Genomic DNA, 20,346 nt, shown 5'->3' on the forward strand with positions numbered 1-20,346 from the left:
TCCTCCACAGGTGACCTGCAGCATGCCAGGACGCTGTTGCGCGGCCTGAGAACCAATGCGACGCACACGCCAGTTTCAGTGTCCGGTTTCGCGCCCGCGACGATCGGACCTGAACGTTTCAACTGCGCCGCGGTCCTGCAAGGTGACGAACACCTGCTTGCCATCGGCGCCGCCGAAGGCCACGTTGCTGGCCTTGCGCCCCTTCAATGCCACCGTACGCAGCAGCTTGCCCTGTGGCGACACCACTGCAATCTGCCCGGCATCGTAGCGGGCGATGTACAGATTGCCGTCGGCATCGCAGCGCATGCCGTCCATGCCGAAATCGGGGAAGCTGATCAGCAGCCGTTTGTTGCGCAGGCTGCCGTCGCTGCCACGGTCGTAGGCCCACACCTTGCGCGACATGCTTTCATTGACATACAGCTGTTTGCCGTCGGGGCTGACATCCAGGCCGTTGGGCGTGGTCATCCCTGCCTCCAGCAGCCGCACCGCGCCGTCGCGGCCGATGTGCCACAAGCGCCCGCCATTGTCCTTCCAGTTCGGGTCGCTGGCGTAGAAGCTGCCATCGGGCGCCAGCGCCAGATCGTTGGGGCCATCTGCCTCGGGCAATGCCGCGAACGTGCTGACCGCACGCGTCTGCATGTTGACCTGCAGGATCTTGTGGCCGGTGTAATCGGCGACATACATGGTGCCGTCGCGAAAGCGGATGCCATTGCCGGTGCTTCCCTCGGGCAAGGTGACGAACACCTCGGCACGTGCGCCGCCGTCGGCCTGCAGCGCGATGCGCGCGATGGTGCCGTCCTTGCCCAGGTTCACCGCGTACAGCGCGCCATCCGGACCGGTCGCCGGGCCTTCGGCATTGTGTGTGAATGCGCCATCGCCGATCAGATCGCGCGCAACGAAGGGAGTGCCGGCAGCGCTGGCGAGCGAACTGGACAACAGGAGCGCCAGCGGCAGATAGCGAAGATGGGCAACGACGGTCATGCGCAATGCTCCGGATGTGATCGCCAGCAGTGTGCCAGAACGTGCAGCGCGACCATGGCGGTGATCACACCCGATCAAGTAAGGTGCGCGAGCAGTACGCCCACACTCGCGAAGGAGGTTTGCATGTCCGTGGAATCGATCACACGTCGCCGCTTGCTTGCCGCCTTTGGCGGTGCAGGCATCCTGCTGGCTGCACCGACGTGGGCAGTGCCGAAGAAAAAGCCCGGAAAACCGCTCAATGTCGCGTTGGTCGGGTTGGGTAGTTATGCCAGCGAACAGCTCGCGCCCGGCCTGGCGCTGACCAAGCATTGCAAGCTTGCCGGGATCGTCACCGGCACGCCGTCGAAGATTCCGCAGTGGCAGTCCAAGTACGGCATCGCCGACCGCAATGTCTACAACTACGAGAACTTCGATCGTATCGCCGACAACGACGACATCGATGTGGTGTACATCGTCACGCCAACGCATCTGCATGCGCCACTGACCCTGCGTGCGGCTGCCGCGGGCAAGCATGTGTGGTGCGAGAAGCCGATGGCGATGCACGCCGGTGAATGCGAGGCCATGATTGCTGCCTGCAAACGCAACAAGGTGGCGCTGACGATCGGCTACCGCATGCAGCATGAGCCCAACACGCGGCGCGTGATTGCGATGGCCAGCGAAAAACCGTTCGGCGCGATGCAACGCGTGCGTGCCGAGGCCGGGTACAACGGCTATCAAGGCACCGCCAAGGCCGACCGCCCGTGGCGGTTGCGCTCGCAGTTCGGTGGCGGCGCGATGTACGACATGGGCGTGTATCCGCTCAATGCCGCGCGTTACACCGTGGGCACCGAGCCGCTGGCAGTAACGGCCAAGCGCTGGACCGACCGACCCGATCTGTTCGATGAAGTCGACGAGCACATGGACTTCACCCTGGAGTTTCCCAATGCGGTGCGCGCCGAGTGCAAGACCAGCTTCGGCAAGAACATGAATGTGCTGCGCGCCGAATGCGAGCGCGGTTGGTACGAGTTGTCGCCGTTCCAGAGCTACCAGGGCGTGACCGGCAAGGCCAGCGATGGCCGCGTGTTCGACGCCAAGGTGCCGCATCAGCAAGCGCTGCAGATGGACGAAGACGCGCTGGCCATCATGAACGGCACGCCATTACGTGCGCCGGGCGAAGAAGGCCTGCGCGACATCCGCATCGTCGATGCGATCTACCGCTCGGCGCGCGAGGGCAGCAAGCGCATCGTGCTGTAAATGAGCTGGTTCCGGCGGCCAAGTGCCGCCGGGGCCACCGCAATAGCAAGCAGCGGCCCAGGGCCGCCAGGCATGGCAGCACACAGCGGCCAACACACATCCTGACTATGGAGCGAGCAAGCGGCCAACCGACCAACCGGCCGCGGTGCGTCACGCCCGCAATCAATGGCCGACAGCTGCAAGCAGCACACCAGCGGCAACCAGCGGCCGCAGAAATGTTGATTCAGTGAGAAGAGCAAGCGTCAATTTCGCAAAAGCGAGTCGCGCCAGTCGGGAAGCAATTTCTACTACAAGGCACGGGACCAACCATCACGAGGATTCCCGTTGCACGCCTCAGGCGCGCTTCAAACGCTCAGAGCATCGCTGTGCAGGAATGATTCAAAACGCTCCGTGAACGTCGCGCGGTGGTCGAAGGAATCGACGACAGCATATACAGCCGAACCGGCCAACCGCTTTTACGATTCCCGATTCCCGATTCCCGATTCCCGATTCCCGATTCCCGATTCCCGAATCCCAAATCCCGAATCCCAGCCTCACTCCCGCATCGCCAGTACCGTGATCTCCTCGCGATCGTGATACAGCTGCTTGGCGCGCACGATCAATGATTTTTCTGCCTGTTGCTCGAACAGGTCCAGGCACAGGCGGGTCTCGTCCCAGCGCTTTTTCATCGGCAGCTTGAGGTTGAAGATGGTGTTGCGGCACCAGCCTTCGCGCACCCAGGTGGCCATGCGTTCGGCCACGCGGCGCGGTTGCTCCACCATGTCGCAGACCATCCAGTCCAGCGGCTGCGCGGGCTTCCAGTGGAAGCCGTCGGCGCGCAGGTGCTCCACCAGCCCGGTCTCCAGCACATGCTCGCGCAGCGGGCCGTTGTCCACGCTGGTGACGTGCACGTGCTGCCGCGTCAGTACCCAGGTCCAGCCGCCGGGCGCAGCGCCCAGATCGGCCGCGCGCATGCCCGGCTTGACCAGTGCGTCGCGTTCTTCGGGCGTGAGCAGCGTCAGCAGGGCCTCGTCGAGCTTGAGGGCAGAGCGCGAAGGCGCTTCCGGCAGCAATTTCAGGCGTGGAATGCCCAGCGGCCACGGCGCGCTGTCGGCGTTGTCGGCCACCGCCAGCAAGGCGTGGTCGCCGTCGAGAAAACAGACGTGCAACCGCGGTTGGCGCGGCTGCGGCTTGTCGGTGAGCAGGCCGGCCTTGCGCAGGGCCGGTCGCAGTGCATTGCCGAAGCTGCGCGCCAGGCCTGCAAGCGGCTTGCCAGCGTCCGAATCCGGGTGTTCCACCCACAGATCGCCAAACCGCTGCTGCCCGTCCAACGCGGCCAGGATCGGCGTGATGCGGTCCTTGGGGTCGATACCTTTCAGCTCGGCAATCACTACCAGCTTTTGCCGGGCGAAGATCAACTCGCGCCACTGCAGTTTTGCTGCAAGTTGCGCAGCCTCGTCGCAGACGAACAGCACATAGCCGTCGTTGCGTTGGGTGCGCGCATACCCGGCGATGCCGACGAATGCAGCGCGCGCGCTCAGTTCTGCGGCCAGCTCAGGTTCGAAACCCTGCCGGCAATAACACAGCAGGCCGCTCATCGCTGCACCTGCAGGAGGGCGCCCGCTGCGCCGGCGACATCAGTAATGGTCACCGCCGCCCTCGCCATAGTTGCGCAGCACTGCACACGCCTGGTCGCGCAGTACGTCGCGCACCACCTCGATGCCGCGGCGGCTCAGTTCACCCACCCAGTCGGCCGGCAACGGGCCTTCGTCGAATTGCGTCAGCGCCATCACGTCGTCGGCGCGCGCGCCGATCAGCAGGCGGTCGATGCCGGCCCATACGGTCGCGCCGTAGCACTGGCAGCACGGCTGCGCGGAGGTGGCCAGCGTCACCGGCGACAGCACATCGTTCAAGCGTGGCGTCTGCAGGCGCTGTTGCGCCAGCATGTAGGCCATGTTTTCGGCATGCGCCAGCGAGGTGGTCTGCGGCACCACGCGGTTCACTGCGGCGGCGATGATGCGATGGTCCGGGCCGAACACCACCGCGCCGAACGGGCCGCCGCTGCGTTCGCGCACATTCATCCGCGACAGCTCGATCGCCAGGGCCACCTTGTCCTCATCGCTGGGATAGGCGCGGCTGTCGTCGACATGCGCGTGGATCCAGTCGGGCAGGGTGAGGTGGATGTGCGCGTAAAGCATCAGTGGACCGTTTCTGTAGGGGGAGTGGCGGGGCGCAGTGTATCGGCCTGCGCGTCTTTTGCGGCACATTGACCGGCCACGCACTGGCAGGCGCTGATCTCGCGGAAGCCGCACACGCTCATCATGCCGCCAGCCTGGCATTGCGCCAGTACGCCGTTGGGGTCGGTGGCGCTGTTGACGTTGACGCAGGCCGGAAACGCACCGCAACAGTTGCCGACGTTCTTCACCGTGCAATCGGCATCGGTGCGGCAAGTGGTGGTGACGACCACCGCTTTGCCGGCTGCCGGGCCGCGTGTCGAGCCGGTCGCCGGAGGTGGCGTGGCGGTATCGGTCGGTGGTGCGGCCACGCAGCCAATCGACCCAAGACAGGCCAGCAGCAACAGCGTGCTCAGACACCGGGACAAAAGACGGGACATGCGGCCGCTCCGATCAGGATAGGTGAGCGGCCATGGTAAGCCCCGGGTGCGCGGAATGTGGCACGCGCAGGATCAGCTAGAAAATTCCGCAAGCCAGATCGTGCGCGCGTTGTGGCTGATGACGCTGGCGACGGCGTCGCGTGTGACCGAAACACGCCTGCAGCCTTGGAGCAGCTAACGAAACGACTGTGCAGCCGCCGGGCGGGCGCGGCCGCTGCCCGGAATCGGCATGTACCACGCGTCCACTCCGGTTGCTCCGCGCCGTCGTATCCGCCTGACGACTGCCCGCTAGGTGTTGTCAGCTGCTCTTGGTGAAGTCAACGCCGTCTGCGCAGTGACCGGTGGCAGCGCGTGGCAAGGTCCAGTTGCTGCATGCTTTCGTCGCGGCGATCGCTGGGCAGATCGTCATCCGGCCGACCCGGAAGCAGCGTACAGAACACCTCGGCCGGAGTGGCCGCGTTGGAGACGGGCGGCTGCGGCGAGCAGGCCGCCAGGCCGATCGACAGCGAAAACACCGCGCCGCGCAAGGTATTTGCAGGTGGGCGTAAGCATGGTCGCGGGAGGCACATGGCGGCATCGCTGGCTGATACAGCCTGCAATCTAGGCCGCTGCGTGCATCAGGTACCGGGGTCATTTCGCTTCCGCATGCAGTGCTGCGCACCACAGCACGCCGACCAGCAGGCAGGCGATGGCGGCCAGCTCCAATGGCGTGGGCAGGCGCATTTCCCAGGCGAAGCCATACAGCAGCGCAAACACCGTCTCGAACACGATCATCTGCCCGACCAGGGTCAGCGGCAGCACGCGGCTGGCACGATTCCACAGCGCATTGCCGATGATCGAGGCCAGGATGCCCAGCAACAGCGACACGCCCCAGAAACTGGCCCACTCGAGCGGTGCATGCGCGGCACTGCCAATCAGGGCCGCCGGCGCCAGCAACAATGCCAGTGCGCCGGTGACCACGCCGATCAGCAGCGACCAGTCGCCGCCGGACAGATCCGGGCGCCGCCGCAACCAGCGTGCATTGGCGATCGAATAGGCCGACCACGACACCAGCGCACCCGCCGCGCACAGCAGGCCGGCGATCCGGGTCAGGCGATCGCTTGCCTGCTGGCCGGAGTCGTCCTGCACGGTATCCACTGCCACCAATGTCACGCCGATCACGCACAAGACGCAGGGCGCGGCCAGACGTCGCAATTGCACCGCACCGGCGGCACGCGTCCCGATCACGGTGACCACCACCGGCAACAGCCCGATGATCAACGCCGTTGCCGCGCTGCCTGCCCACTGCACGGCGCTGCCAAGCAGCACGTAATACATCAGGTTTCCCATCAGGCTCAAGCGCACCAACGCCCACCATTCGGCAGCGCCCAGCCGGGCAGCGGTCTGCCGCGCGCGTGGCGCCAGCAGCAAGGTCGCCACGGCGCCATACGAGAGATACCGCGCCACCGCCAATTGCAGCGGCGTAAAAGCGCCCAGCAATTGCGGCGCCAGAAACACCAGACCCCACAGCGCGCCCGCACCGATTCCGCAGGCGACACCCACCATCAAGCGTTCACGCATCGTGCTGTTCCTCAGGGCATGCATTGCAGCGTGCCGTGCGGCAGGGCGTTGATCAAGGCGGGCCCTGCAGACGGATGCAACGCCGCACGCTGCATCAGTGCGCTGTTCCAGCTTCTGTGATGTCGTCGGTCACACGCATGGCGCCGCGTGCGTGCGATGGCGCTGCGCAAATCAATGGGATGCCATCGCAGCGCATGCGCCACCGCCACGATCGTGATGGCCTGAAGCGGTCCACGGCGTGGCAGCCGCTTGCTGCGCATCGGCGTTGCGGCCGAAAGGGTGCGTGACGACGCAGGTGCGGCCTCTGCAGCCGTGCAGCCGCCGCCCAACCTAGGGAGCAGCGACGCCCGCCTTGCAAGAGCGCCGCTGTCTGTCCTGCGTTGTTACTTGGCCCAGGTATCGCGCAAGGTCACGCTGCGATTGAAGACCGGCGTGGCCGCGCTATGGTCGCGACGGTCGGCAACGAAGTAACCGCTGCGTTCGAACTGGAACGCCTGCTCCGGCGCAGCCATCGCAGCGCTCGGCTCCACGTAGCCGCGCACGTTGCGCTTGGACTCGGGGTTCAGATAATCGCGGTAGGTCTTGCCTTCGGATTCGTCGTCGGGCTTTTCCACCGAAAACAGGCGGTCGTACAGGCGGATTTCCGCTTCCACCGCGTGTACGGCGCTGACCCAGTGGATGGTGCCCTTGACCTTGCGGTTGGCGCCTTCCATGCCCGGACGCGATTCCGGATCGAGCCAGCCGCGCAGTTCGACGATCTCGCCGTCAGCGTTCTTGATCACCTCGTCCACGCGCGCAATGCCTGCGCCGCGCAAGCGGATTTCGCCGCCCGGCACCAGGCGCTTCCAGCCCTTGGGCGGCACCTCGGCAAAATCCTCGCGCTCGATCCACAGCTCGCGCGCAAACGGTACTTCGCGTGTGCCGAAGCTCTCGTGCTTGGGGTGGTTGGAAAACTGCAGCGTTTCGGTATGGCCTTCCGGCAGGTTGGTCAGCACCAGCTTGAGCGGGTCGATCACTGCCATGCGGCGCGGCGCCGCGGCGTCCAGATCCTCGCGCAGGCAACCTTCCAGCACCGAGAAATCGATCAGCGAGTTCTGCTTGCTGATGCCCACGCGGTCCACGAACAACCGCATCGCCGCCGGCGTATAGCCACGCCGGCGCAGGCCCTGCAGCGTGTACATGCGCGGGTCGTCCCAACCGTCCACCAGCTGCTCTTCCACCAGCGCGGTGAGCTTGCGCTTGCTCATCACCGTGTAGTTGATGTTGAGGCGCGAAAACTCGATCTGACGCGGCTTGGCCGCTTCGCGCGGTAAGCCCTTGTCCAGCAGCGGCTGCAGCAGTTCCGGGTGACCGGCCAGGTCCACCTTGTCCACGCACCAGTCGTACAGCGGGCGGTGGTCTTCAAATTCCAGCGTGCACAGCGAATGGGTGATGCCTTCGACTGCATCGCCGAGCGAATGCGCGAAGTCGTACATGGGGTAGATCGGCCACGCAGTGCCGGTGTTCTGGTGCTCCACATGCTTGATGCGGTACAGCGCCGGGTCGCGCAGGTTGATGTTGCCGCTGGCCATGTCGATCTTGGCGCGCAGCGTGCGCGCGCCGTCGGGGAATTCGCCGGCACGCATGCGCGCGAACAGCTCCAGGTTTTCTTCGACGCTGCGCTCGCGGAACGGCGAATTGCGGCCGGGCTCGGTCAGCGTGCCACGGTATTGGCGCACCTGTTCTGCGGACAAGTCGCACACGAACGCATGGCCATCGCGAATCAGCTTCTGCGCGGCCAGGTAATACACCTGGAAATAATCCGAGGCGTGGCGCAGTTGCGCCCACTCATAGCCCAGCCAGCGCACGTCGTCCTGGATGGCCACCACGAACTCGGGGTCTTCCTTGGCCGGGTTGGTATCGTCCAGGCGCAGGTTGCACAGCCCGCCGAACTCGGCCGCCAGGCCGAAATCCAGGCAGATCGCCTTGGCATGGCCAATATGCAGGTAGCCGTTGGGCTCGGGCGGGAAGCGGGTGCGGATGACCGTGTGCTTGCCGCTGGCCAGATCCTCGCGGACGATCTGGCGGATGAAGTCTTTCTTCTCCGCCGGGGCGGTGGCGTCGGTGGCTAGGGTCTCGGACATGCGCGCATCAGCAATTGGTAAACCGCAAGTTTAGGCGGTGGCACCGGTTAGGGGTAGGCGCGGGGCGCGGCGGGGCGGCTTCCGGGCGTTGGTTTGCGCGGGGTTGGGTCCCGGATAGCCCCCGCATGCCGTGCCGGCGATGCGTGGATCTGTCGTCGCCGGTTTCACGATGCAACCCACGGCACGCCAGGCGGCGCCGACGGATCTGGCGAGCAGGCGCGGTCGGCGTGCCCATTGCGCAGCAACCACGGCGCAAGGCCCGCTCTCACCTCACGCTTGGCCTTTTCACGTTGTTGGCCCGCACGCGCTGCCTTGCGCGCGTGCTGCAGGACCAGGCGTGCCTGCGACCGGGCATGGCTGGCGGGTATCGGCCGCGACGCGTACGCTGCGCCGACCCCGTTGGAGCGCTCGAGCCCATGCCACTGCCCCGTCTGGTGATCGGCGACAAGACCTTGTCTTCCTGGTCGTTGCGGCCGTGGCTGCTGTTGCGACACTTCAGGGTGCCGTTCGAGGAAGTCGCGCTGCCGCTGGCGACGCCCGAATTCCAGGCGCGCATTGCCGGGTATTCGCCGACCCGCCAGGTGCCGGTGCTGTGGGACGACGCCCTGCATGTGTGGGATTCGCTGGCGATCTGCGAATACATCAACGAGCGCTGGTTGGACGGCCGCGGCTGGCCGGCCGACCTGGCCGTGCGTGCACAGGCGCGCGCGGCCGCGGCAGAGATGCATTCAGGCTTTGCGGCCTTGCGCAGCCAATTGCCGATGAATCTGGCCCGCGCGCCGGGCCCTGCCCAGTGGGATGCCGCGGCCGAGCGCGACATCACGCGCATCCAGGCGCTGTGGGCCAGCCTGCGCGCCGAGCACGGCCATGCCGGGCAGTTCCTGTGCGGGCAGTTCGGCATTGTCGATGCGATGTATGCGCCGGTGGCGCTGCGTTTTTCCAGCTACGGCGTGCCGCTGTTTGAAGCGGCCGGAGATTATGTGGCGGCGCTGGATGCATTGCCGGCGCTACGCGACTGGCGCAATGGCGCGCAGCGCGAACGTGCAGAGCGCAGCTGAGATGCAGATCGCCTACCGCGCCAGTCACCTCATCGATGCGCATCTGGCCAAGCACGCGCTGGAAGATGCCGGCATCACCGCGTTTGTCTTCGGTGAATCGCTGCTGGGCGGTGCCGGCGAGCTGCCCGCCTTCGGCGTGCTGCAGGTCTGCGTGGCAGATATGCATTTGACTCAGGCCCAGGCGGTGCTGGCGGAGATCGGCTTGTGCGGGCAGGTCACGCGGGCGCTGTAGCGCAGCGCCAGTCGTAGGAGCGCACCCGGGCGCGACGAGCTCTGCCGATAAACGCCACGTCGCGCCCAGGTGCGCTCCTGCGATGTATGCGCGTCATTCCTGCTGACGCCACCCCGGCGGCGCTGCATCCGGCGCGGCCAATGCGCGCAGACGCTTGAACAACACGGTGGTTTCGGCCACGTTCCAGACCCGCAGTGCGACTTCGAAGGTATCCAGCGGCTTGGTCAAAAAGTCCTTGGCGCCCAGGCCCAGAGCGCGGTGGCGCGCGCTGCGGCTGGGGTCGGCGGTGAGCACGATCACCGGCAGGAACCGGCCAGGGTCTGACAGCCGCGCCAGCTGTTCCAGCAGCGCGTAGCCGTCCAACTCGGGCATCTTCAGATCCAGCAGGATCAGGTCCGGGGCAAATGCCGAGACCAGGCCCATGACCCGTAGCGGATCGGTGGTGGCGATCACTTGCTGGAAACCTTCGCGTTGCAGCAAGTCTTCGAGCAACCGCACGTTGGCCGGCTCGTCGTCGACGATGAGGATGCGGGAACCGAGAATTTCGTCGCGTGTCATGCCAGCAACCCATCGATTACGGTGAAGAATTCGGCCACGTCGAGCGGCTTGGTCAGATAGGCGCGCACGCCTTGATTGCCCACGCGCGCCAGTGTGGCGGTGGTGGCATCGGCACTGATCACCACCACCGGGATGGCCGCCAGCGCCGGCTGCGCCTGCAATTCGCGCAACAGCTCTTCGCCGTTGCCATCGCTCAGGTGCAGGTCCAGCAGGATCAGATCCGGCGCGCCGTGCTGCAATAGCGCACGCGCCTGCGCCAGGCTGGCCGCCTCGAGCAGCTGCCACTGCGGGCGACGCTCGGTGAGCGTGCGGATCAACGCCTGATTGGATGGATTGTCCTCAATGCTCAACAGCCGGCACACGCCGCTGCCTGCACTGCTTGGCGGTACCAGCGGCCGCGCCGGTTCACTGTGCTGATGCTCGCCCTGCGGCAGCGAAATCCAGAACCGCGCGCCCTCGCTGCTGCTGTCCACGCCGATCTGTCCACCCATCGCCTCGATCAAGCGCTTGCTCAGCGCCAACCCCAGCCCCGTTCCTTCCACCGCAGAGCGCTCGGCGCCCAACCGCTCGAACGGCGTAAACAGGCGGTCGATCTGCGCCGGGGTCAGCCCCGCGCCCTGGTCGGCCACGGTGATACGCACCTGTTCGCCATCGGCCTGCGCGCTCACCTGCACCTGCCCGCCAGTACGATTGAACTTGACCGCGTTCGACAGCAGATTGAGCAGCACCTGGCGCAGCCGCTGCGCATCGGCGCGCACTGTCCACGGTCCGTCGATGGATGCCGGTTGCAGTGCAATGCCATGCTTGTCGGCATCCGGCGCGATCAGTCCCAGGGCTTCGTGCACGGCCGCGCGTACCGAGACCGGCTCCGGACTCAGATCAAGTTGATCGGCTTCGATACGCGCGATGTCCAGCAGCTCGGTGATCAACCCGAGCAAGTGCCTGCCGGCACCCAGAATGTGCTGCAGATGCCGCCGATGACCCGGCTCGGGCAGATCCATTTCCAGCACCTGCGCATAGCCCAGGATCGCATTGAGCGGAGTCCGCAGTTCATGGCTGCTGCGCGAGAGAAATTCGGTTTTTGCGCGGTTGGCGGTTTCGGCCTCGCGCCGCGCCAGTTGCGCTTCGGCTGCGCGTGCGGCCAACAATTCGCTGGCTTGCGCCAGACGCTGGCCGACCTGGCCCAGTTCGTCGCCGGCACGCGGTTGCGGTGCCAGCGGCAGGCCTTCGCCCAGCCGGTCGGCATTGGCGGCCAGGGTGCGCAGGCGCCCGGACAATGCCGAGGCGAACCATGCCACCGCAAATACCGCGCCCAGCCCGCCCAGCATCGCCGCGCTCAAGGTGATGATGAGATTGCGTTGGCGCAGCCCTTGCGCCTTGGCGGTACGCACCTGCAACTGCGCGGTTTCGTAGTTGCGCAACTCGCGCAGTTCCGCACGCAGGATGTCGAGTTTGTACTTGCCATCCCACAGTTGCCGGATCTCTTCTTCGCGGCTCAGATCCGGTGCCAGCAATCGGCGCCAACCCTGCATTTTTTCCGCAAAAAGCGGCTTGATGCGCGCAAAGCGCCGCGCTTGGCTGGGATCGGTGATGCGTTGCGAAAGGCGGTCGGCCACGCGCTGCAGCCGCGGCTCGGCATCGCGATACGGGGTCAGGAATTCATCGCGCCGCACCAGACGATATCCGCGCACGCCGGCCGCGGTTTCGGCCAACAGTGCGTGCGCTTCATACAGATCGCTGAGCACTTCCAGGGTCTGCCGCACGTCGTTTTCGGCGGCAATGTTCTGCCGTTCCACGCTGTAGATCGCCATCAACGCAACGGCCAGCAACAGCAGCGGCAGGGTGACCACCGCCAGGCTTTTGCGGGTAATCGGCCAATCGTTCCAACGCACCGCCAATGCATTCATAGCGCAAGTCCGGATTGGACCGCGTACACCGCGGCCTGGGTGCGATCTTTTACCTCAAGTTTCTGCAGGATTCGCTCCACGTGCACTTTGACCGTGCCGGGAGAAATCCCCAGTTCAGCTGCGAGGGTCGCGTTGGTGAGTCCGCGCGGGAGCAACGACAACACCTGTTTTTCGCGCTTGCTCAGCGCGCCCAGACGGTCGTCCTGCAGCGGTTTGCGCCGCCGCGTGGCAATCGGTTTGGCCGGCTCCGCCACCATCGCCGGCAGCAGCAGCGCGAACGCCTGCAGCGCCTGCACGTCGTCATTGCCGGGGGCCGGGCGGCCTTCGCTCCAGGCCACGCAGAGCACGCCGTGCGTGGTGCCCAGCGCGTGGATCGGCACCCTGGCTTCGCGGATGTCGGACGGGCGCGGTGGCATCAACCAGGCCGCTTCCTGGCCGTCGCCGGCGGCGCTGGCACCGGGCGGCAATGCACGGCCGCGGCTGGCCAACACTTGCGCGCGCGGGCCGCGCTGCGCCAGTACTGCGCCGTGTTCCAGGCCCAGCAGCAGCAGCACCCGGCCAAGGACCGCATCGCAGGCCTGCTCGGGGCTGTGCACCTGGCGCAGTGCAACGGCAGCTTCCCACAGCGCCTGCCAACGCGCGCTATCGGAGGCCTCGCGGCGCAAGGCTAGGCGCCAATCGCCAGCATTGGTGGGAGTTTCCATAGGCTCGCTCTAGGCCGATCAGCATATTTGAGTATATGCCACCCGGCAGAATTGTTGGGGCTGCTTGATTTCGATACTGAGCCTGCCCGCTGAGGCACCCCCATCAATCACACGGAGATTTCCCATGCGTCGCACCCTCTTCTCTCTGGTTCTGGCTCTGGCTGCCACCCCGGCGCTGGCTGGCGGCGTGATGCATTACACCGACAAGGCCAAGCTGCCGGCCGGCGGCGAAGAACGCGAAGTCGCTGCGCTGTTCGACACCTGGAACGCGGCGTTGGCCACGGGCAAACCGCACAAGGTGGCCGACCTGTACGCACCGGACGGCGTGCTGCTGCCGACGGTCTCCAACGAAGTGCGCGCCTCGCGCGAGCAGATCGAAAACTACTTCGAGATGTTCCTGACCAAGAAGCCGCAGGGCGTGGTCAATTACCGCACCGTGCGCGTGCTCGATGACGACAGCGCCGTGGATGCCGGGGTGTACACCTTCACGCTGACCGACAAGCACGGCAACAAGAGCAACGTGCAGGCTCGCTACACCTTCGTGTACGAAAAGCGCGACGGCAAGTGGCTGATCATCAACCACCACAGCTCGGCGATGCCGGAAGTGGACACGCGCGCGGCGGTTGCCAAGTCGAAGTAATGCGGCGCGGGCGACAGGCGCTGGCCGGGCAGGCTTGAAAGTGGCTCTGGCCGGCGCCATCCAGCAGGCAATCCTCACGATTGCGGAGTTGCCCCATGCTGGGAATCGGCGCCTTCAAACAACGTATGCCACGCCCGGGCGAGGCACTACCCGGGCGCGAGCAAGCGCTGCCGCTGCATAACACGCACCTGGTCAACGGCCATCCGTTGCGCGGAGAGTTCATCGGTCTGGCCCAGGTGCAATTCGGGCTCGGCTGTTTCTGGGGCGCGGAACGCAAGTTCTGGAACGTGCCAGGGGTCTACACCACAGCGGTGGGTTACGCCGGCGGGCAGACGCCGAACGCGACCTACTCGGAAGTGTGTTCCGGGCAGACCGGCCACACCGAAGCGGTGCTGGTGGTGTTCGACGAACAAGCGGTGTCGTTCGCACAATTGCTGCGCACCTTCTGGGAAAGCCACGACCCCACCCAGGGCATGCAGCAGGGTAACGATGTCGGCACGCAATACCGTTCGGCGATTTACTGCACCACGCAGGCGCAGTACGACGCCGCGCTTGCCAGCCGCGATGCGTATCAGCAACAACTGACTGCAGCTGGGTACGGCGCAATCACCACGGAGATCCGTTTCCCGGCGCCCACGTTCTATTACGCCGAAGACGATCACCAGCAATATCTGGCCAAGCACCCCAATGGTTATTGCGGGCTTGGCGGCACGGGAGTGAGCTGCCCGATCGGGCTGGATGCCTGACGGAAAGGCGGGCCGGATTGAAACGCTGTCGTCCACATGATCGTGGCAGCGTGCCGATGGCCGACAGTGACCGGCAGCGTTATCACGATCAGGCACTGCATGGGAGTGCGTGCTAGGCAACTTGAATGGCTGCGTCGGAGACGGCGCGGCCATTTTTTTTAACGGAGATCGCAACACACGCTGGCGATGGGACGATATGTCTGTAAGGTGAACCGGCTCGGCGACGCTGTACAGCGAATCGGTGGTGTGAGTTGTTGCGGCGAGCGCCGCAGAGGGCCGGGCAGCACATCATCGGAGGCTGCTCAGCGCGGGCAAATACTCCTGGTGATTGGCCGCGAACGGTATGCAGACTCGATACAAGCAATCAGCACGGTGAGCCAGGGCGGGCATCAGCTGTACCGGCTTAAATCCGTTGGATTAAACAAATTCTCCGGCAAACATGCCGCGCAACTGGGCAAGCGTATCGGTGCGCTCCGGATGCAATTGCCGCATGCATGCCAATGCAAAATTCACCGGGCTGGTGCCAGGTGCGGTGATGACGCCATCGGCGCTGACGACCTTTTCGTGGCGATAGTGCGCGGCGCCTGCGTACGGCACCACGTGCTCCTGCAAGAAGGCCAACGCGTTGCTGGTGTGCGCGCGCTCATCGAGCAGGCCGGCATAGGCGAAGGCGAGGGTGGCGCCGCAAATCGCCGCGACCGGGCGCTGCTGCTGCACGCGCTCGACCAGCAAGCCGCTCAGCCCGGGAATTTCGCCGGCTTGCCAGCGTTCGCTGCCGGGCAGGATCCACAGATCGGCCTGCAGTGGCGCCAGATCGGAGAGGGCAAATTCCGGCGTGATGCGCACCCCGCCGATGGACTGCAGCGGTTGCCCGTCGATACTGGCAATGGCGACCTGGTCGCCGAACCATTCGCGTGCTGCCGGCAGCACCACGCCGATTTCCCAATCGGCCACGCCATCGACCATCACCACTGCAATGTTTGCCATTGTCCGTTACGCCAGTTGAGTGAATCCGAATTCTAGGCAGTGCGCGTGCAGCGGGTGTAAGCGATATGTGGAGAGCAGGGGGGTTGGTCCAAGCGGTACACGGCGCAGGCATGGCTGTCCTGTGCCACGCGGTCTTCTGTCTGTCGTGCAGAGGCGCTCATAGGCGGCCGCTGTCGATCCCCGGCAATGCCGGCTGCGGAAGCGGTAACGCCCACGTCCACGAGCTGCCCGCATCCTTACCCGTTATCGCGATGCAGACCGGCTTGGCCGCACATCTCTAAACCAGACTCAAAAACGACAACGCCCGCAGCCAGGCAGCTGCAGGCGTTGCATGCAGAACAGGCTCGCTGGGTGATCAGCCAGCGAGCTTGTCGGCGATGGTCTTGCGCAGTGCGTGCAAGTCCTTGGCGAACGTGTCGATACCGCCGGCCAGCTTCTCGGTGGCCATCGGGTCGGCGGCCAGGCCCGAAGCGAAGCTGTCGCTGTCGATCGGGGTGAACTGGGCATTGTCGGCCTTGGCCGGCGAGAGCTTGCGCGGCAATTCGCCGTGCTCGGCGTCGAGCTTTTCCAGCAGGTCCGGCGAAATAGTCAGGCGGTCGCACCCTGCCAACGCTTCGATCTGCGCGGTGGAGCGGAACGAGGCGCCCATGACCACGGTGGACGAGCCGCGCTGCTTGAACTCGTTGTAGACGGTGCGCACGAAGACCACGCCCGGGTCTTCGTCGATGCTGGCCGGGGTCTGCCCCTGGGCGACGTAGTAGTCCAGGATGCGGCCGACGAACGGCGAGATCAGGAACACGCCGGCTTCCGCACAGGCCAGCGCCTGCGCGCGGTTGAAGATCAATGTCAGATTGCAGTCGATGCCTTCGCGTTGCAGCTGGCGCGCGGCTTCGATGCCTTCCCAGGTCGCTGCAATCTTGATCAGGATCTTGTCCTTGGACACGCCGCGCTCGGCGTACATCGCAACGAACTTGCGCGCCTTGGCGATGGTGGCCTGGGTGTCGTACGCCAGGTCGGCATCGACTTCGGTGGAGACACGGCCCGGGACCAGCTCGGCCAGCTTGACGCCGACGCCGACGGTGAGGCGGTCGGCCACTTCGTTGACGGTGCTGGTGCGGTCTTCGCCACCGTGTTCGCGGCCCCAGGCCAGTTCGCGCTCGATCAGGTCGGCATACACCGGCAGATCCAATGCCTTTTTGACCAGGGTGGGATTGGTGGTGCAGTCGACCGGCTTCAGGCGCTTGATGGCGTCGTAATCGCCGGTATCGGCAACGACAACGGACAGTTCACGCAGCTGGGCGAGCTTGGAGGGGGATGCAGTCATGCGGGTTCTCTCGAATCGTGGAACGGGTCGGGGATGGCGCAGCGCGTTACGTTAGCGCGCCGCGCGCCGGAAGTCGCCCGCCGCTGCGGGTTGGTCGTGCACGGCAGTCACGCGCAGGCGCAGGTCGCGTCCGTCGGGCGTACGCCAATCGATGCTCTGGCCGACCGACAGGCCGAGCAACGCGCTGCCGACCGGCGCGAGCACCGAGATGCGGCCGTGCTGCACATCGGCCTCATGCGGGTACACAAGGGTGAGCGTATGCCGTTCGCCATGCAGTTGGTCCTCGCATTCGATGCGTGAGTGCATGGTGACAACATCGCCGGGAATCTGGTCGGGCGGCAGCACGCGGGCGCGGCCCAGTTCGTCGCTCAGCGCAGTGGCGGCGGGATGCTTGTTGAAGGCTGGCGAATCGAGCAATGCCTCAAGCCGGGCAAGGTCGTGGCTGGACACCAGGATGGATGGCGGCAAGCCGCTGTGGTGTTGCGAAGTCATGGCAGTCTCCTCATAGAACGGCTCGCCAACATGGCAAGCAGCACTGACAAGATGAGGGCGCCGGCGGCTGATCGCAATGCATGGATGGCAAACCCAAGGCCCTGGCAAGGGCCGCCACGCAGGCGCTGCAGGCCTGGTGCAGCGAGCAAGCGCTGCGGTTGGGACAACCGGAGGGGGAAGGCATACAGCCGCTGCAAACGAGCCTGCGCCCACCGCGTGCCGCAAACGCCGCGCCATCGGTCTCAAGCAAGGGAATAAATCGCATGGTCGCGTGGGCAGTGTGCCGCCCGCCAGCCGCGTCGCGCGGACAGCGGCGGATTGATGCGCCGCCAACCTTGGGCAAGAGTGCTGCACACAAACAAAAAGCGACGCTCGCGCGCCGCCCAATTCCAAACCTCCAACCGCAGCCAAAGCGACCGCAACCGCGATACGCTTTTACGATTCCCGATTCCCGATTCCCTAAGCCGCAACCGCCTTCGGTCCCATCGTAGGCTGATCCAGGGTGAACAGGCTCTCGGGCAATTCCTTGAACAGTTGCGACAGCTGCTCCAGAAACGCGGTCATGGCCGAACTGCGCCGCCACGCCATCGCAATGCGGCGGCTGGGCTGCTTGTCTTCACGGAAGCGGATCAGGCGGATGTTTTCCGAGCGCGCAACCGGAGGCTTGACCGCCAGCAGGGGCAGCAAGGTCACGCCGACATTCGCCGCGACCATCTGGCGCAGGGTTTCCAAACTGGTGGCCTGAAATTCGGATTTTTCCATCGCCCCGGCCAGGTGGCAGACATCCAGTGCTTGGTCGCGCAAGCAGTGGCCATCTTCCAGCAGCAACAGGCGCTGCTCGGACAAGTCGTCCAGGGTCATGCTGTCGTGTCGCGACAGCGGGTGGCCTTCCGGCACTGCCAGCACGAAGGGTTCTTCGAACAGGAATTCGGCATGCAGTTGGTCGTCCTGCAATGGCAATGCAAGCAGCGCGGCATCCAGCCGGCCTTCGCGCAACTGGTGCATCAGCTGGTCGCTCTTTTCTTCGATCAGCAGCAATTCCAGACGCGGAAAACGCTCGCGGATGCGCGGTACCACGTGCGGCAACAAATACGGTGCCAGGGTGGGAAAGATGCCCAGACGTACCGTGCCCGCTTCCGGGTCCTGGCTGCGGCGTGCGGCTTCCTTCATCTGTTCCACCTCGGCCACGATGCTGCGCGCACGCACGGCAGCTTCGCGGCCGGCCGGGGTCAGCATGACCTTGCGCGGCGCACGCTCCACCAGCGACACGCCGAGTTCGTCTTCGAGTTTCTTGATCTGGGTGGACAGCGTCGGCTGGCTGACAAAGCAGGCCGACGCAGCGCGGCCGAAATGCTTGTGGTCGGCCAGGGCTACCAGATATTTCAGGTCACGCAGATTCATGTGCAGCAGCCTTCATTGCGGTGACGGGGAACGACTGGCGCGTGTTGCAAGCCTAGCGCCCGGGTCGGCCGGGCGCTAAGCAGGCGCTCGCTTATGCCGCCTGGGCCACGCTGTCGGCAGTGGCCGGTGCGCTGGTGCGGATCAGATGGTCGAATGCGCTCAACGCGGCCTTGGAACCTTCGCCCATCGCGATCACGATTTGCTTGTACGGCACCGTGGTGGCGTCGCCCGCGGCGAACACGCCGGGCACATCGGTCTGGCCGCGGTCGTCGACGATGATTTCGCCGCGCGGCGACAGCGCCACCGTGCCGCGCAGGAACTCGGTGTTGGGCAGCAGGCCGATCTGCACGAACACACCTTCCAGCTCGATGTGCTGGATATCGCCGCCGGTGCGGTCCTTGTAGACCAGGCCAGTCACCTTCTGCCCGTCGCCCAGCACCTCAGTGGTCTGCGCGCTGGTGATGATGCGCACGTTGTGCAGGCTGCGCAGCTTGCGTTGCAACACTTCGTCGGCGCGCAGCTTGTCGTCAAATTCCACCAGCGTGACATGCGCCACAATGCCGGCCAGATCGATCGCCGCTTCCACGCCGGAGTTGCCTCCGCCGATCACCGCCACGCGCTTGCCCTTGAACAGCGGGCCGTCGCAGTGCGGGCAGTACGCCACGCCCTTGTTCTTGTACTGGTCTTCGCCGGGCACGTTCATCTGCCTCCAGCGCGCGCCGGTGGACAGGATCACGGTCTTGCTCTTGAGCGAGGCACCATTGGCCAGCTTGATTTCGATCAGGCCGTCGGCACCGGCCGGAATCAGCTGCTCGGCACGCTGCAGGTTCATGATGTCAACGTCGTATTGGCGCACGTGCTGCTCGAGCGCGGCGGCCATCTTCGGGCCTTCGGTTTCCGGCACGGAGATGAAGTTTTCGATCGACATGGTGTCCAGCACCTGGCCACCGAAACGCTCGGCCGCCACGCCGGTGCGGATGCCCTTGCGTGCGGCATACACCGCCGCCGCCGAACCGGCCGGGCCACCGCCCACCACCAAAACGTCGAACGCTTCCTTCGCGGCGATTTTCGCTGCGTCGCGCTTGGCGGCATTGGTGTCGAGCTTGGCGACAATCTGCTCCAGCGTCATGCGGCCCTGGTCGAACAGCTCGCCGTTCAAGTACACGGTGGGCACCGACATGATCTGGCGGGCCTCCACTTCGTCCTGGAACCAGGCACCGTCGATGGCCACGTGCTTGATGCGCGGGTTGAGCACGGCCGCCAGGTTCAGCGCCTGCACCACGTCCGGGCAGTTCTGGCACGACAGCGAGAAATAGGTTTCGAACCGGTAGTCGCCCTCCAGGTGCTGCACCTGCTCGATCAGTTCGGCTGCCGCCTTGGACGGGTGGCCGCCCACCTGCAGCAGCGCCAGCACCAGCGAGGTGAACTCGTGGCCCATCGGCAGCCCGGCAAAGCGCAGCGAAATGTCCTGGCCCGGCGTGGTCAGTGCAAACGACGGCTTGCGCTGGTTGTCGTCGCGGTGGATGTCCAGGCTGATCTTGTCCGAGAGCAGGACCAACTCTTCCAGCAGGTCGAGCATTTCGCGCGAGCCGGCACTGTCGTCGATCGAGGCGTTGATTTGAATCGGCCGCGTCACCCGTTCCAGGTAGGCGGTCAGCTGGGTCTTGAGATTGGCATCCAACATGGAGAACTCCTGGGAATGGGCAAGGGGAGGGCGTGGCGTCGCTGCGCTGAGGCAGGTCGCCGGGAAGGAAGGGAGTGAACCGCAGCCGGCGCGAGGTCGGGATGCGTGCTGGCGGCGGCTGGC

Annotated in this window: 20 protein-coding genes, 1 other RNA gene and 1 pseudogene; 6 read left to right on the forward strand and 16 right to left on the reverse strand. The window is 65.3% G+C overall.

The features are described from left to right. Nucleotides 1–75: 75 nt before the first annotated feature. Entirely contained in the window at nt 76–981 is a 906-nt protein-coding gene (locus ACDH77_RS04260; protein WP_031421201.1) for an SMP-30/gluconolactonase/LRE family protein, read from the reverse strand. Between the two features lie 123 nt (nt 982–1,104). Here ACDH77_RS04260 and ACDH77_RS04265 point away from each other — a divergent pair, with 123 nt between their 5' ends. Continuing rightward, a complete protein-coding gene (locus tag ACDH77_RS04265) occupies nt 1,105–2,214 on the forward strand; it encodes a Gfo/Idh/MocA family protein (protein ID WP_011346492.1) in 1,110 nt (369 codons plus the stop codon). Between the two features lie 533 nt (nt 2,215–2,747). On the opposite strand, the gene rlmM is transcribed toward ACDH77_RS04265, so the two are convergent. Genes rlmM through ACDH77_RS04280 form a run of 3 tightly spaced genes read right to left on the reverse strand, consistent with a single transcriptional unit; the run spans nt 2,748 to nt 4,771 of the window. Next, nucleotides 2,748–3,791, reverse strand: coding sequence for a 23S rRNA (cytidine(2498)-2'-O)-methyltransferase RlmM (gene rlmM, locus ACDH77_RS04270; protein ID WP_008572601.1), 1,044 nt, complete (start codon nt 3,789–3,791; stop codon nt 2,748–2,750). Between the two features lie 39 nt (nt 3,792–3,830). Next, nucleotides 3,831–4,391, reverse strand: a complete 561-nt coding sequence (locus ACDH77_RS04275; protein ID WP_008572602.1) for a nucleoside deaminase — start codon at nt 4,389–4,391, stop codon at nt 3,831–3,833. Further along, on the reverse strand, nt 4,391–4,771 hold the full coding sequence (locus ACDH77_RS04280; RefSeq protein WP_046932418.1) for a hypothetical protein: 381 nt from the start codon (nt 4,769–4,771) through the stop codon (nt 4,391–4,393). Before ACDH77_RS04280 ends, ACDH77_RS04275 begins: the two co-directional genes overlap by 1 nt. Nucleotides 4,772–5,036: 265 nt before the next feature. Here ACDH77_RS04280 and ACDH77_RS04285 point away from each other — a divergent pair. Beyond that, nucleotides 5,037–5,111, forward strand: a non-coding RNA gene (locus ACDH77_RS04285) — sX9 sRNA. Nucleotides 5,112–5,124: 13 nt separating this feature from the next. Here the strand turns inward: ACDH77_RS04285 and ACDH77_RS04290 are convergent. The 4 genes and pseudogenes from ACDH77_RS04290 to ACDH77_RS04305 form a co-directional block, all read right to left on the reverse strand. Further along, nucleotides 5,125–5,334, reverse strand: coding sequence for a hypothetical protein (locus tag ACDH77_RS04290; RefSeq protein WP_162012997.1), 210 nt, complete (start codon nt 5,332–5,334; stop codon nt 5,125–5,127). Nucleotides 5,335–5,437: 103 nt separating this feature from the next. Continuing rightward, the gene (locus ACDH77_RS04295) at nt 5,438–6,367 is read right to left on the reverse strand and encodes a DMT family transporter (RefSeq protein WP_065628068.1); all 930 of its coding nucleotides are present in this window, start codon (nt 6,365–6,367) and stop codon (nt 5,438–5,440) included. Between the two features lie 11 nt (nt 6,368–6,378). Beyond that, nucleotides 6,379–6,627 (reverse strand): annotated as a pseudogene (locus tag ACDH77_RS04300) (hypothetical protein). Between the two features lie 123 nt (nt 6,628–6,750). Further along, the gene (locus ACDH77_RS04305; RefSeq protein ID WP_109291190.1) at nt 6,751–8,490 is read right to left on the reverse strand and encodes a glutamine--tRNA ligase/YqeY domain fusion protein; all 1,740 of its coding nucleotides are present in this window, start codon (nt 8,488–8,490) and stop codon (nt 6,751–6,753) included. 416 nt (nt 8,491–8,906) lie between these two features. On the opposite strand from ACDH77_RS04305, the gene ACDH77_RS04310 reads away from it, so the two are divergent. Together ACDH77_RS04310 and ACDH77_RS04315 are read left to right on the forward strand one after the other, a co-directional pair. Next, nucleotides 8,907–9,548: a glutathione S-transferase family protein gene (locus tag ACDH77_RS04310; protein WP_031421206.1), complete on the forward strand. Its 642-nt coding sequence runs from the start codon at nt 8,907–8,909 to the stop codon at nt 9,546–9,548. 1 nt (nt 9,549) lies between these two features. Then, nucleotides 9,550–9,780 (forward strand): DUF2007 domain-containing protein, encoded by a 231-nt coding sequence (locus tag ACDH77_RS04315; RefSeq protein WP_014089453.1) that lies wholly within the window; start codon nt 9,550–9,552, stop codon nt 9,778–9,780. A gap of 93 nt (nt 9,781–9,873) precedes the next feature. On the opposite strand, the gene ACDH77_RS04320 is transcribed toward ACDH77_RS04315, so the two are convergent. From ACDH77_RS04320 to ACDH77_RS04330, 3 genes are read right to left on the reverse strand one after another with little or no spacing between them, the layout of a single operon-like run. Further along, entirely contained in the window at nt 9,874–10,338 is a 465-nt protein-coding gene (locus ACDH77_RS04320) for a response regulator (RefSeq protein WP_008572608.1), read from the reverse strand. After that, on the reverse strand, nt 10,335–12,245 hold the full coding sequence (locus tag ACDH77_RS04325; protein ID WP_057681886.1) for an ATP-binding protein: 1,911 nt from the start codon (nt 12,243–12,245) through the stop codon (nt 10,335–10,337). Before ACDH77_RS04325 ends, ACDH77_RS04320 begins: the two co-directional genes overlap by 4 nt. Beyond that, complete coding sequence (locus tag ACDH77_RS04330; RefSeq protein ID WP_218488784.1) at nt 12,242–12,949, reverse strand: response regulator transcription factor; 708 nt, start codon at nt 12,947–12,949, stop codon at nt 12,242–12,244. The genes ACDH77_RS04325 and ACDH77_RS04330 overlap by 4 nt, the downstream gene beginning before the upstream one ends. Before the next feature lie 124 nt (nt 12,950–13,073). Between ACDH77_RS04330 and ACDH77_RS04335 the strand changes: the two genes are divergently transcribed. Together ACDH77_RS04335 and msrA are read left to right on the forward strand one after the other, a co-directional pair. After that, complete coding sequence (locus tag ACDH77_RS04335) at nt 13,074–13,589, forward strand: SgcJ/EcaC family oxidoreductase (protein WP_372353747.1); 516 nt, start codon at nt 13,074–13,076, stop codon at nt 13,587–13,589. A gap of 95 nt (nt 13,590–13,684) precedes the next feature. After that, the gene (msrA, locus tag ACDH77_RS04340) at nt 13,685–14,335 is read left to right on the forward strand and encodes a peptide-methionine (S)-S-oxide reductase MsrA (protein ID WP_011346502.1); all 651 of its coding nucleotides are present in this window, start codon (nt 13,685–13,687) and stop codon (nt 14,333–14,335) included. Between the two features lie 417 nt (nt 14,336–14,752). Here the strand turns inward: msrA and ACDH77_RS04345 are convergent, their stop codons facing one another. The 5 genes from ACDH77_RS04345 to ahpF all read right to left on the reverse strand — a co-directional run bounded on the left by ACDH77_RS04345 (nt 14,753) and on the right by ahpF (nt 20,223). Continuing rightward, nucleotides 14,753–15,322 (reverse strand): type 1 glutamine amidotransferase family protein, encoded by a 570-nt coding sequence (locus tag ACDH77_RS04345; RefSeq protein ID WP_008576347.1) that lies wholly within the window; start codon nt 15,320–15,322, stop codon nt 14,753–14,755. Nucleotides 15,323–15,677: 355 nt separating this feature from the next. Further along, nucleotides 15,678–16,646 carry a transaldolase gene (gene tal, locus ACDH77_RS04350; protein WP_031421219.1) on the reverse strand — a complete coding sequence of 323 codons (969 nt, stop codon included), beginning with the start codon at nt 16,644–16,646 and terminating at the stop codon, nt 15,678–15,680. 51 nt (nt 16,647–16,697) lie between these two features. Continuing rightward, the gene (gene rnk / locus ACDH77_RS04355; protein ID WP_011346504.1) at nt 16,698–17,138 is read right to left on the reverse strand and encodes a nucleoside diphosphate kinase regulator; all 441 of its coding nucleotides are present in this window, start codon (nt 17,136–17,138) and stop codon (nt 16,698–16,700) included. A gap of 459 nt (nt 17,139–17,597) precedes the next feature. Next, the gene (locus tag ACDH77_RS04360; RefSeq protein WP_029818740.1) at nt 17,598–18,539 is read right to left on the reverse strand and encodes a LysR substrate-binding domain-containing protein; all 942 of its coding nucleotides are present in this window, start codon (nt 18,537–18,539) and stop codon (nt 17,598–17,600) included. A gap of 91 nt (nt 18,540–18,630) precedes the next feature. Next, the gene (gene ahpF, locus ACDH77_RS04365; protein ID WP_031421221.1) at nt 18,631–20,223 is read right to left on the reverse strand and encodes an alkyl hydroperoxide reductase subunit F; all 1,593 of its coding nucleotides are present in this window, start codon (nt 20,221–20,223) and stop codon (nt 18,631–18,633) included. Nucleotides 20,224–20,346 lie beyond the last annotated feature (123 nt).

It is taken from the genome of Xanthomonas axonopodis pv. maculifoliigardeniae, assembly GCF_041519315.1.
In the GTDB taxonomy this organism is placed as follows: Bacteria; Pseudomonadota; Gammaproteobacteria; order Xanthomonadales; family Xanthomonadaceae; genus Xanthomonas; species Xanthomonas euvesicatoria.

Bases quoted from the DNA above. Each gene is read 5' to 3' on its own strand.
- ACDH77_RS04260 (WP_031421201.1), bottom strand. From the start codon at position 981: ATGACCGTCGTTGCCCATCTTCGCTATCTGCCGCTGGCGCTCCTGTTG.
- ACDH77_RS04265 (WP_011346492.1), top strand. From the start codon at position 1,105: ATGTCCGTGGAATCGATCACACGTCGCCGCTTGCTTGCCGCCTTTGGC.
- rlmM (WP_008572601.1), bottom strand. From the start codon at position 3,791: ATGAGCGGCCTGCTGTGTTATTGCCGGCAGGGTTTCGAACCTGAGCTG.
- ACDH77_RS04275 (WP_008572602.1), bottom strand. From the start codon at position 4,391: ATGCTTTACGCGCACATCCACCTCACCCTGCCCGACTGGATCCACGCG.
- ACDH77_RS04295 (WP_065628068.1), bottom strand. From the start codon at position 6,367: ATGCGTGAACGCTTGATGGTGGGTGTCGCCTGCGGAATCGGTGCGGGC.
- ACDH77_RS04305 (WP_109291190.1), bottom strand. From the start codon at position 8,490: ATGTCCGAGACCCTAGCCACCGACGCCACCGCCCCGGCGGAGAAGAAA.
- ACDH77_RS04310 (WP_031421206.1), top strand. From the start codon at position 8,907: ATGCCACTGCCCCGTCTGGTGATCGGCGACAAGACCTTGTCTTCCTGG.
- ACDH77_RS04315 (WP_014089453.1), top strand. From the start codon at position 9,550: ATGCAGATCGCCTACCGCGCCAGTCACCTCATCGATGCGCATCTGGCC.
- ACDH77_RS04320 (WP_008572608.1), bottom strand. From the start codon at position 10,338: ATGACACGCGACGAAATTCTCGGTTCCCGCATCCTCATCGTCGACGAC.
- ACDH77_RS04325 (WP_057681886.1), bottom strand. From the start codon at position 12,245: ATGAATGCATTGGCGGTGCGTTGGAACGATTGGCCGATTACCCGCAAA.
- ACDH77_RS04330 (WP_218488784.1), bottom strand. From the start codon at position 12,949: ATGGAAACTCCCACCAATGCTGGCGATTGGCGCCTAGCCTTGCGCCGC.
- ACDH77_RS04335 (WP_372353747.1), top strand. From the start codon at position 13,074: ATGCGTCGCACCCTCTTCTCTCTGGTTCTGGCTCTGGCTGCCACCCCG.
- msrA (WP_011346502.1), top strand. From the start codon at position 13,685: ATGCTGGGAATCGGCGCCTTCAAACAACGTATGCCACGCCCGGGCGAG.
- ACDH77_RS04345 (WP_008576347.1), bottom strand. From the start codon at position 15,322: ATGGCAAACATTGCAGTGGTGATGGTCGATGGCGTGGCCGATTGGGAA.
- tal (WP_031421219.1), bottom strand. From the start codon at position 16,646: ATGACTGCATCCCCCTCCAAGCTCGCCCAGCTGCGTGAACTGTCCGTT.
- rnk (WP_011346504.1), bottom strand. From the start codon at position 17,138: ATGACTTCGCAACACCACAGCGGCTTGCCGCCATCCATCCTGGTGTCC.
- ACDH77_RS04360 (WP_029818740.1), bottom strand. From the start codon at position 18,539: ATGAATCTGCGTGACCTGAAATATCTGGTAGCCCTGGCCGACCACAAG.
- ahpF (WP_031421221.1), bottom strand. From the start codon at position 20,223: ATGTTGGATGCCAATCTCAAGACCCAGCTGACCGCCTACCTGGAACGG.